This is a genomic window from Protofrankia sp. CiP1_Cm_nod4, assembly GCF_982290645.1.
Window position 1 is genome coordinate 14,082 of record NZ_CEVIVC010000072.1, and the last position, 10,917, is coordinate 24,998.

Here is a 10,917-nt window from a genome sequence, read left to right on the forward strand (position 1 = left end):
GGGCCGGCCGCTCCCAGCGCCAGGTCGGGTTTCTCGCTGTCACCGCGGCGACCGTTCTGTGGGCGTTCGGCGCCACCGTCGCCGGCAAACTGTTCCGCGCCGGAGTCGCGCCCCTCGAGCTGGTGGAAGCACGCACCTACATCACCGCCGTGGGACTTGGCCTGTTCAGCTACCTCTGGCACGCCCGCGCCGGCGATCGGACCCCCACCAGCGAGAACCCCCCGCGGTTTAGACACACCCTCGTGTTCGGACTGGCCGTCGGCACCGCCAACGCCGCCCTGTTCCTGGCCATCGCGCGCCTACCTGTCGCCGTGGCGATCGTGCTGCAGAACATCGCTCCCGCCCTCGTCGTTCTGTGGACGCTGCTGGCCCAGCACAAGCGGCCATCGGCGACGGTGCCCATCGCGCTGGCCATCATGATCCTCGGGGTAGCGTTCGTCGCCGACCTTCCGGCCGCCGGAACCGGCCGGATCAGTCTGACCGGTCTCGCCTACGGCCTGCTGACCGCGGTCGCCGTCGCGTCGTTCTCTGTCCTCGGCGAAAGCTCCAGCCGTGCCTACGGCGCGGCTGCCTCCATGGCCCGAGCCTTCGCCGTCTCCGCACTCGCCTGGGTGATCATCCAGGCCCCGCAGGGCTGGCCACGCATCCTCACCGACACCCGCCATCTCCCCAACGTCCTGCTCGTCGGCATTCTCGGCACCCTCGTACCTTTCGTCCTGTTCTCGTGGGGTGTCGCCCGGGCGGGTTCGCAGGCGGCCTCCGCCGCCACCGCTCTCGAACCCGTCTTCGGTGTCGTCCTCGCATGGCTCTGGCTCGGTCAATCCCTCAACCTGCGTCAGCTCATCAGCGCAGCCGTTCTCATCGCGGCCGTCCTCTACCTGCGAACCCAGATGCCCCCTCCGCACGTCCCACCAGCCGTACAGCAACCCCCAACCCGAACGGCTCATCCATCCACCAGCCTGGGCGGCAACGAGGACCCCGATAGTGCACAGCGCACACCCAAGGCAACGACCGTCGCATATCCGAAGCAGCCGGTCCGACGGCCAGACAGCCAACCCGCCATGATCAACCGGCTGCTCCCTGGACGCCTTCAACGACCAGCGACACCGCGGCCACCCACCGACGATGATCTCAAGAGCGAAGGGCCGGAGACCCCCATACCACAGGAGTACAGGGATCCCACCGCCGATCCGGACGCATGATCATGACTATGGTGCGTCGTCTCATCCCCGTCGATGATCAGCGACAGCGAACAAGACGATTGCGCCTATTCCTACAACGGTGGCGCACCTCGCGCCCGCCTGGGCGCCTTTCGTAAGCCCCACCACGACGCCGATGACCACTGACACTGCCAGGATCAGGACGGCGAGGCCACGCAGGCGGCCTGCGGACCACATATCTCGGTTGTTGTCAGCCACGACACCAATGGTGATATTTTTCCTGTCTGCGGTCACCCGGTTACGGCATGTCGGCGAGAGCCGGGCAACCCCGGCCGGCCCAGGGGCGAGGACAGGCCCACGAACCGACATCACCCCGCGTCAAGATCGCCCCACCGCCGCCGCGCCGTCGAACTCCTCCCGGCGACTTCTGACCCGGGCACCGAGACAGACAAGATCAATTCTTAGCGTTCAATCCTGCGGAAATCTGCGCCTCACCCGGAACGAGTGTGTAAGTGGCTGCTGGAGCAGCCACTTACACACTCGTTAACATGATCGCTTTTGTTTCCGTATCCCGTTTCGGGATACGGTGGATCTTGGTCGGTGTTTTTCCGGATGGGGTTCGTGGCCTGCGGAAACGCTTGAAGGCCGCTGTCCGTTGCGCGACCGCTTGAGCGGCCTTCGGACGGCGGCCCACGGTCACAGGTCGTTGCCGGCGTAGGAGAGGTTGAAGCTTTTATTGGTCAGGGGGAAGTCGGGGACGATGGTGTCCGCCAGGGCGATGGGCAGGGCGGGCCAGTTGAAGAAGGACGGGTCGACGACCTTCACCCGGGCCAGGGTACGGTCGGGTGCGAGCTCGACACGGGTGGTGATGGTGCCGCGCCAGCCCTCGACGATGCCCACGCCCGAGGCGATGCCCGTCCCCGAACCGGCACCTACGCCCGGGCCCACGTCCGGACCGCCCGGGCCCACACCCGCACCGGGGCCGGGGAGCCGGCCGGTGGGGCCCAGGCCCGAGCCTGGATCCGCGTCCGAACCGGGCTTCAGGAGCGGACCAGGCCGGCCGGGGAGGTCGTCCCGGCCGGCCCCGGACGCGGGCCCGGGAGCGGACGCCGGCCCGGGTCCGAGACCGTGGGCGGACCTGGACGCGGGCCCGGGAGCGAGCTCGGCGCGCGTGACGCCGGAGGTCAGGCCGGCGGCGAGCGTCTCGACGAGGGCCAGGGAGACGTCGATCTCCTCCGCCCGGATGAGGAAGCGGGCCAGCACGTCCCCGCTGGTGTGCACGGGGACGGTGAGGGCATCGCCGTAGTCGAGGAACGGATGGGCCTGCCGGGCGTCCACCCGTACGCCGCTGGCCCGGGCGACGTAGCCCAGGCAGCCCAGGTCGCGGGCGGCGCGGCCGTCGAGGCGGGCGGCGCCGGCGAAACGGTCACGTACGGTGCTGTGGCCGAGGGCGAGGGCGACGATGTCGCGGATGTCGTCGCCGATCGCGCGCATGCGGGCCGGATCCGGCAGGGCGCGGACGGCGGCGCCGCCGGGGACGACACCCCCGCGCAGCAGCCGGTGCCCGGTGACCTCCTGGTTGAGGCGCAGCAGCTGTTCGCGGACGCGCTGGGCCTGGGCGTTGAGGATGCCGTGACCGACGTCGTTGCACAGCGCGCCGAGGTCGGCGACGTGGTTGTGCAGCCGTTCGAGCTCGAGCAGGAGCGCCCGGGCGCGCCGGGCCGGCTCGGGGACGGCGGTGGCGGTGGCCTCCTCGACGGCGAGGCAGTAGGCCAGCGCGTGGCCGACGGCGGTGTCCCCGCTGATCCGTTCGGCCAGCGGCAGCCCCCGCGCCACGTCCCGCCGCTCGAAGAGCTTCTCGATGCCCTTGTGGACGAACCACAGCCGGGCCTTGAGCTTGAGGATGGTCTCGCCGACGACGGAGAAGCGGAAGTGGCCGGGCTCGATCAGTCCGGCGTGCACGGGCCCGACCGGGATCTCGTAGACGCCGTCGCCCTCGACGGTCAGGAACGGGAAGGGGCCCTCGGGCTCGGCGAACGGCGGCGGCGGGCCGGCGTCGGGCCGCATCGGATACCAGCCGCGGGGCCAGTGCGGGTGGCGCACCAGCCGGCGGGGCAGCGGATGGTTCAGCGGGACGATGCCGTGCAGGTCACGCATCTCGCGCTCGAACCGGCCGGCGGGGAAGGACAGGTGGGCGAGGCTCGGCAGCGCCGGGGTGTCCGGGTCGAGGCGGACGTGCAGTTCGACGCGGGAGTCGGGCGGGCCCTTGACGAACAGGTACACCACCCGGATGGCCGGGCCGCCCGGGGCGTCGGCGCCGTCGTGGTGGGCCGCGGCCAGGGCGAGGCGGTGGCCGTCGGCCAGCATCTCGCGGACCCGCCGGGGCAGTTCGGCGATCCCAGTGTCGATCATGGTCCGAGTGGTGTGGCCGTCACAGGAGGTATGGCCGCTGTGACCGGTGCGCGGCCGGTCGGGACCGGAGCCGGGGCGGGAGGTCGGGTCGGGACGCATGGGTGTCAGGGCCCTCCGGTGATCGCGGCGGCGGTGGACAGCAGGCTGCTCAGGGGGACGTCGCTGACGCCCAGGGCGGCGCAGGCCGCCAGCCCGACGGCCAGCGGCACCCACACCGCGGCACCGAACCGCACCGGCACGGTGACAGCGGTGCCGCCGTCCTGAACGGGCGCGGCGGCGATGCCACCGCCGTGCCGGGCCGGCATGGCGGTGGCGGCATCCTGGTCCGGCATGGCGGTCGTGGTGCCGCCGTCATGTACCGGCACGGCGACGGCAGCACCGTCCTTCTGGACCGGCGTGTCTTTCTGGACCAGCGTGGCGGCGGCGCCGCCGTTCTGGCCGGGGGCGGGGCCCAGCAGCATGTGGGCGGTGCGGGCGGTCATCGCCGCGAACGCGGCCAGCACCAGCACCAACGCGGCGGCGGTCGCCCAGCCCAGCCCCGCGGGCCCGGTGAAACCGGCGCGGGCGATGGCCAGTTCGGAGGCGAACAGGCTGAACGGCGGGAAGCCGAGCAGCGCCAGCACGGCCAGGCCGAACGCGGCGGCGAGGACCGGCGCCTGGCTCAGCAGCCCGCGGACCCGGCCGATGCGGGTGGTGTGCCGCAGGTGCAGGATGTGCCCGCTGGAGCAGAACGCGACGCTCTTGGCCAGCCCGTGGCCGGCGATGTGCAGCAGCACCGCGGAGATCGCCAGCCGGGTGCCGGTGGCGGCGCCGAGCGCGATCAGGCTCATGTGTTCCATGCTGGAGTAGGCGAGCATGCGCTTGTAGTCACGTTGGCCGAGCAGCAGGGCGGCGGCCAGCGCGAGGGTGAGCACGGCGGCGCCGGCGAGCAGGGTGCGGGCGAACCCGGGGCCCAGTGCCACGTCCGCGATCACCTTGTAGCGCAGGATCGCGGTGAAGGACACCGCCAGCAGCACCCCGGACATCAGCGCCGACACCGGCGCCGGGGCCTGGCTGTGCGCGTCGGGCAGCCAGGCGTGCAGCGGCACCAGCCCGGCCTTGGCGCCGAACCCCAGGATGACCAGGGCGATACCCATCCGGGTGACGTCCGGATCCAGCTCGTGCGCCCGGGCGACGAGCACCGGCCAGTCCAGGGCGGAGGCTTCCGAGATGCCGGCCTGCCGGGCAGCGTAGTAGATCAGGATGGTGCCCAGGAAGGCCAGGGCGATCCCGGCGGAGCAGATGACGACGTACTTCCAGGCGGCCTCGACCGAGGCGCGGGTCCGCCGGTGGCCGACGAGGAAGGCGGTGACGATGGTGGTGGCCTCGATCGCCACCCACAGCACGCCGAGGTTGGCCACCAGGACGGCGACGGCCATCGCGGCCAGGAAGGCGTGCACCAGGATGCCGTAGCGGCGCGCGCCGCGGGCGTCGGTGTGCCCGGCGGCGTTCTCCGCCGCCAGGTAGGCGGGGCTGGCCGCGCAGGCGAGGACCGCGACCGCGCCGATGACCAGCAGGATCCACGCGGACAGGGCGTCGGCGCGGGCCAGCCCGCCGTAGCCGGTGACCGGCCCGTGCCCGGGGACGCGGACGGCCAGCACGACCGCGCAGCCCAGGATCGTGGCGGGGGAGACAAGACCCGCCCAGGCGGTGGCCGGCCGCCAGCCGAGCACGGCGTAGCCGGCCGCGGTGGCCAGCGCGGCCGCGACCGGGGCGGTCAGCAGCAGCGTGGCGGCGACGGACGTCGTGCCGGCGGGTGCCGCGGCGGCGAAGGCCGAGGCGGCGGACGCGGACGTTGCGGCGGCGGGTGCCAAGGCGGCGGACGTTGCGGCGGCGGATGTTGCGGCGGCGAAGGTCATCAGTCGTGCAGCTCCCGCAGGTCGTCGATGTCGGTCCCGCCGAAGGTGGCGTGTATCCGGGTCGTGAGGATCTGCAGGACCAGGACGGCGAGCAGCACGTCGAAGGAGACCCCGAGTTCGACGATGGGCGGCACGCCGGAGGTGGCCAGGAAGGCCACGGCGGTGATGCCGTTGTCCAGCAGCAGGAACCCGACCGCCTGGGCGAGTGCGCGGCGCCGGGTGACCAGGGTGAAGAAGCCGATGAGGACCACGGCCAGGCCGACCGGCAGCGCCCGGGTCGCCGGGCTGGGCGCCAGCTCCACCAGCGGGCGGGCCGCGGCGTAGGCGAGCAGGGTCAGCGCCGCGGCGGTCAGCAGCGAGGCCGCCACGTTGACCAGCGGCTCGGTCTCCCGGGTCTCCCCGCTGGTGGCCAGCACCCGCCGCATCAGGTACGGCAGCACCCCGGCGCGCAGCACCAGGATGCCGACGGCCACGGCCAGCAACTCGAACCGGTGCTCGTGGATGCCGGACAGGGCGGCGATGGCGGCCAGCGCCACCCCCTGGACGGCGAACAGGCGCACGAACGCGGTCAGTTCGCGGCGCCACAGCACCAGCACGGCGGCAAGCAGGAACACCCCGCAGGCCAGGTCGAGCAGCTGGGTGTACGTACCGGTGCTCATCGTGGCCCACCCTGTGCGGGGCGGCGAGGTGCGGGGCGGCGAGACAGGATCATGGGCGGGCTCAGTTTCCGGGTAGGAAGAACGAGGCGCCGACGGCGAGCAGCGCGAGCAGGAAGGAGCCGGTGAGCAGCTCGGGCACCTTGAACAGGCGCATCTTCGCCCAGAACACCTCGGCCGCGGCCAGCCCGGCGCCGAGCAGGGCGACCTTCCCGGCGAAGAGCGCCAGCGCCAGCGGCAGGGCCGCCGCCGCAGTGCCGGTGGCGATCCCCCAGGGGACGAACAGGCTGGTGAGCAGGCCCAGCAGCACCGTCAGCCGCATCTGGGCGCCGAGCTCGATCAGGGCGAGATCCGGGCCGGCGTACTCCAGGATCATCGCCTCGTGGATCATCGTCAGTTCCAGGTGCGTGGACGGGTTGTCCACCGGCAGCCGGCCGGTCTCGGCGAGGGTGACCACGGCCAGGGCGACACCGGCCAGCAGGCTGGCGGGGGAGGCCAGCCGGGCCGGGTCGTGGACGCCGTGCGCGACGATGGTGGGCAGGTTGGTCGACCCGGCCGGGATCGACAGCGCGACCACCGACAGCAGGATGGTCGGCTCCACCAGCGCGACCACGGTCATCTCACGGGACGCGCCCATGCCCCCGAAGGCGGTCCCGGTGTCCAGGCCGGCCAGCGCCAGGATCACCGTGCCCAGCGCCAGCAGCGTCACCACGACGAGCAGGTCCGCGCTGTCACGCACCGGGGTGGCGGTGGACGCCAGCGGCACCAGCGCGGCGACCACGAGGGTGGTGGCGACCAGCAGCAGCGGCGCCAGCCGGAAGGCCGGGCCGGTGCCCACCGGGGTGATGGGCTGCTTGCGCAGCAGTTTGCGCAGGTCCCGCCATGGCTGTCCGACGCCGGCGCCGGCGCGTCCCTCCATCCGGGCCCGCACCTGCCGCATCAGCCCGGTCAGCAGCGGCGCCCCGGCAACCACGACGACGATCTGGGCGAGTACCGCCACCGTCCCGACCGCGCTCACCGGGTCACCGCCAGCACCAGCAGGACGGCGACCAGCCCGCAGAACCCGTAGCCGAGGTAGCGGTGCACACTGCCGTTGGCCAGCTTCCGTGCGGACACACCCGCCCCGGCCAGCGCCGCCAGCACCGGCCGGTACAGGCGGTACTCGATCCGGTCCGGGATCCTCCGCTGGAAGCGGACCCGTTCGACCAGGTAGGCCGATTCACGGGTCGGGGTGACGTCGACGTCCTGCTCGGGCGCGAGCACGTCGTCGAACACACGCTGTAACGGTTCGGCGAACGAGGTGGCCGTGTACTGCATGCGGGCGCTCGGCGCGCCGCCGCCGCAGTCCCACAGCTCGGCCCCGACACGACGGGGGTGGCGCGTAAGCAGGCGCGTCGCCGTCGCCACGGCGAGTATCGCGGCCGCCAGCGCCGCCGCCACCCACAACGGCGACAGCGTCGTGGCAAGCCGGTCCAGCCGGACGTCCACCCCGCCGCCGGGCAGCGCCCGCCCGACGTCCGCCCCGGCCGGGCCGGGGCCGGCCGCCCCGGCTGGCCCGACGGGCCCGGTCACACCGGTCGCCGCGACCGCGTCGGACAGGCCGCCGGCCAGTGTCCCCGGGACCAGCGCCAGGGCGGCGCAGCCGGCGGCGAGCAGCCCCATCCCGGCGAGCATGACCGGGGGGCTCTCCCGCGCCGAGGCGGCCTCGGCGCCGCGGGGGCGGGCGAAGAACCCCACCCCGAGCGCCTTGACGAAGGTGGCGGCGGCCAGCCCCGCGGACAGCGCGATGGCGGCGACCGCCAGCGGCAGCGCCACCGCGCTGGCCGTCCCCGGCACCCCCAGCCCGTGCACGAGCGACTCCAGCAGCAGCCACTCGCTGACGAACCCGTTGCCCGGCGGCAGCGCCACCGCCCCCAGCGCACCCACCGCGAACAGCCCGGCCGTCACCGGCATCCGGGCCCGCAGCCCGCCCAGCGCGTCCAGGTCACGCACGCCGGTGGCCCGCAGCACCGACCCGGCCGCGCAGAACAGCAGCGCCTTGAACGCGGCATGGTTGACCACGTGCAGTAACGCGGCGGCGAGCGCCAGGGCGGCGAGGGGCCGTTCCCCGGCGGCGGCGAACATCCCCGCCGCACCGGCGCCGATCAGGACCAGGCCCATGTTCTCGCTCGTCGAGTACGCCAGCAGCTGTTTGACGTCGGTGGCCATCGCCGCCTGCAACATCCCGTACACCGCCGAGACCGCCCCGGCGGCCAGCAGCACCAGCCACCACCAGCGCGGCCCGCCCCCGAGCAGGTCGAACCCGACGCGGATCACCCCGTAGACGCCCAGGTTCACCATGGCCGCGCTCATCAGCGCCGAGACGTGGCTGGGCGCCTGCGGATGCGCCCGCGGCAGCCAGGCGTGCAGCGGGACCGTGCCCGCCTTGGACGCGAACGCGGCAACCGCCAGCACGAAGACCGTGCTACGGACGGCCGGCGGCACCTCGCCCGCGCCCGCGCGCAGCGCAGTGAACGTCTCACCGCCGGCGCGGGCCGCGAACAGCGCCAGGGCGATCAGGAGCGCCACCAGGCCCAGATGCGTCATCACCGCGTACCACACCCCGGCGTCGCGCACCGCGGCCCGCGACCGGTGCTCGGCCAGCACCAGCAGCAGCGAGGTGACCGCCATCAGCTCCCACAGCAGCAGGAAGGACGACACGCTGGACGCCGCCGGCACCAGCAGCAGCGTGGCCGCGAAGACGGGTAACACCGCCTGCACCCCGCGGGCGGACACCCCGTGCCCGGTGTAACCGATCCCGTAGAGCGCCACCGGCGCCACCACCGCGCCGGAGACGGCCATGAACAGCCCCGAAAGGGCGTCCACCGTCAGATGCACCCCGGCCAGCGGCAGCAGGCCGGGCAGGCTCGCCGACCACGGCGCGCCACCGCCGCTGGTGCCGCCGCCACCGGCGAGCGCCGCGAGCCCGGCGGTGAGCCCGGCCACGCCGACCCCGGCGGTGCACACCCCCACCAGAGCCGGCCGCACCCGCTCGGGGGTGAACGCCCCGGCCACCGCCCCGACGCCGGCCAGCCCGGTGGCGGTGGCCAGTGCCGGCCCGACCAGACCGCTCACTGGCGAGTCACGGTGCGTAGCGCGGCCACGATCGCGTCCGGCTCCGGCGGGCAGCCCGGCACCTGCAGGTCCACTGGCACCACGTCGGCCACCGAGCCCTGCACGCCGTAGCCGCCGGCGAACTCCCCGCAGTTCAGCGCGCAGTCACCCACCGCTATCACCAGCCGGGGCCGTGGTGTCGCCTCCACCGTGCGGCGCAGCGGCTCGGCCATGTTGCGCGTCACCGGCCCAGTGACCAGCAGCACGTCCGCGTGCCGGGGTGACGCCACCACGCGCGCCCCGTACCGCTCGGCGTCGTACACCGGGCCGAACGCGGCGGCAATCTCGATCTCGCACCCGTTGCAGGACCCGGCATCGACGCATCGCACCTGTACCGAGCCGGCGAGCCCGCGGGCCGCCGGTGGGCACTCCGCCCGCGGCGCCGGCGGGGCCTGTTCGGCCACCCGCCCGGTGTCGCGGATCTTACGCAGCAGATTCACCACATGCTCCTGATGTTCGGTGACGACGTCCTTCCTGGTGAGCGGAAGGTGACCAGACGTTGCGTCGGGTGCTGTACGTGCTGTTTCGGAGCAACCGACGACGCCGCGATCCACACCGTCACGCGCCGTGCTGCCACGGCACGATCGGTGCTGCCGCGGTCCACACCGTTGTGATCTGCGTCCGCGACCCGTGTCGCCATGACCTGTGTCAACACGCTTCGCGCCGCCATGGTCATGCCGTCGGTGGATGGTGCGTCCGTCGGGCCGCAGTCACCCCGTGGGCCGCGTCTCCCCCGCATGCAGACACGGCCTCACGTACGGCACGCCGACCTTACCAATTGCAAACATTAGCAACTGAAGGAGATGCCAAGAGCCGCCGGTACCCCCGCCGTCCACCGTCCGCCGAACCCTGGCCCGGCAGGCCTGTCCGGATGATGTTCCGCGTCGCGGGGATGCCTTGACCTCGACCGCGGTTGAACTCCCAGCATGATCATGTTTTTCCGGCGGATCGGAGAGGGGATTTTTATGATCATGAAGGAGTATTCCGAGCGGGAGCTTGCCTCCCAGCCCATCGGCTACTGGAGCGGTGAGGCGTACCGCGCGGTGGTCGGGCGCATCCGTACGGAGCTGGCCACGGAAGATCTCACCCAGCCGCACTGGTGGACGCTCAACCATGTCGCCGGTGCCCCCGGCGCGTGGAGCCGGGCGAAGCTCGTCGAGCGACTGGCCCCGTTCGACGATCTCGGAATCGATTTCGACGACGTCTTCGACGATCTGATCACCCGAGGATGGATGACGGAGGACGCCTTGACGCGCTCACTGGCGCTGACCAGAGTTGGGGAGGCTGGGCTGCTGCGCGCCAGGGAGCGCACCGCGCGCGCTCACGGACAGACGCACGAAGGCATCGCAACGGCCGACTACGTGACGGCACTCAACGTCCTGCGCCGCATGATCGATAATCTGGGCGGCAACAGCGACCTTCCCTGATCCCCTCGATAACCAGCTTTCCCAAGGAAAGCCCTGGTCAGCCCCACGCTATATCACTCAGCCGTACCTTCGTACCGCCGGCAAGCGAGGATCGTCAGTCGTGGATGACGTCGTCGATGGTGGTCGCGGTGCCCACGCGGCGTAGCCAGACATCCAGCTGGGCCAGGTCGGCGCAGGCCATGATCCGCTCACGGACCGCCTCGGGCACCGG

8 protein-coding genes are annotated in these 10,917 nt (G+C 72.6%); 2 read left to right on the forward strand and 6 right to left on the reverse strand.

The features are described 5' to 3' along the window. On the forward strand, positions 1-1,202 hold a 1,202-nt coding region (locus AC5LSR_RS14735), incomplete at its 5' end, for an EamA family transporter (RefSeq protein WP_493468579.1). Positions 1,203-1,856: 654 nt separating this feature from the next. Here the strand turns inward: AC5LSR_RS14735 and AC5LSR_RS14740 are convergent. The 6 genes from AC5LSR_RS14740 to AC5LSR_RS14765 form a co-directional block, all read right to left on the reverse strand. After that, on the reverse strand, positions 1,857-3,572 hold the full coding sequence (locus tag AC5LSR_RS14740; RefSeq protein ID WP_250282039.1) for a hydrogenase large subunit: 1,716 nt from the start codon (positions 3,570-3,572) through the stop codon (positions 1,857-1,859). 104 nt (positions 3,573-3,676) lie between these two features. Continuing rightward, positions 3,677-5,470, reverse strand: coding sequence for a proton-conducting transporter transmembrane domain-containing protein (locus tag AC5LSR_RS14745; RefSeq protein ID WP_250282041.1), 1,794 nt, complete (start codon positions 5,468-5,470; stop codon positions 3,677-3,679). After that, positions 5,470-6,129 (reverse strand): hypothetical protein, encoded by a 660-nt coding sequence (locus AC5LSR_RS14750; RefSeq protein ID WP_250282043.1) that lies wholly within the window; start codon positions 6,127-6,129, stop codon positions 5,470-5,472. Before AC5LSR_RS14750 ends, AC5LSR_RS14745 begins: the two co-directional genes overlap by 1 nt. Before the next feature lie 61 nt (positions 6,130-6,190). Next, positions 6,191-7,144: a respiratory chain complex I subunit 1 family protein gene (locus tag AC5LSR_RS14755; protein ID WP_250282044.1), complete on the reverse strand. Its 954-nt coding sequence runs from the start codon at positions 7,142-7,144 to the stop codon at positions 6,191-6,193. Beyond that, positions 7,141-9,240 carry a proton-conducting transporter transmembrane domain-containing protein gene (locus tag AC5LSR_RS14760; RefSeq protein WP_493468580.1) on the reverse strand — a complete coding sequence of 700 codons (2,100 nt, stop codon included), beginning with the start codon at positions 9,238-9,240 and terminating at the stop codon, positions 7,141-7,143. Before AC5LSR_RS14760 ends, AC5LSR_RS14755 begins: the two co-directional genes overlap by 4 nt. Continuing rightward, complete coding sequence (locus AC5LSR_RS14765) at positions 9,237-9,719, reverse strand: NADH-quinone oxidoreductase subunit B family protein (RefSeq protein ID WP_250287511.1); 483 nt, start codon at positions 9,717-9,719, stop codon at positions 9,237-9,239. Before AC5LSR_RS14765 ends, AC5LSR_RS14760 begins: the two co-directional genes overlap by 4 nt. Before the next feature lie 525 nt (positions 9,720-10,244). On the opposite strand from AC5LSR_RS14765, the gene AC5LSR_RS14770 reads away from it, so the two are divergent. Further along, positions 10,245-10,706 carry a regulatory protein RecX gene (locus AC5LSR_RS14770; protein WP_250291260.1) on the forward strand — a complete coding sequence of 154 codons (462 nt, stop codon included), beginning with the start codon at positions 10,245-10,247 and terminating at the stop codon, positions 10,704-10,706. Positions 10,707-10,917 lie beyond the last annotated feature (211 nt).

Bases quoted from the DNA above. Each gene is read 5' to 3' on its own strand.
- AC5LSR_RS14750 (WP_250282043.1), bottom strand. From the start codon at position 6,129: ATGAGCACCGGTACGTACACCCAGCTGCTCGACCTGGCCTGCGGGGTG.
- AC5LSR_RS14745 (WP_250282041.1), bottom strand. From the start codon at position 5,470: ATGACCTTCGCCGCCGCAACATCCGCCGCCGCAACGTCCGCCGCCTTG.
- AC5LSR_RS14770 (WP_250291260.1), top strand. From the start codon at position 10,245: ATGATCATGAAGGAGTATTCCGAGCGGGAGCTTGCCTCCCAGCCCATC.
- AC5LSR_RS14740 (WP_250282039.1), bottom strand. From the start codon at position 3,572: ATGATCGACACTGGGATCGCCGAACTGCCCCGGCGGGTCCGCGAGATG.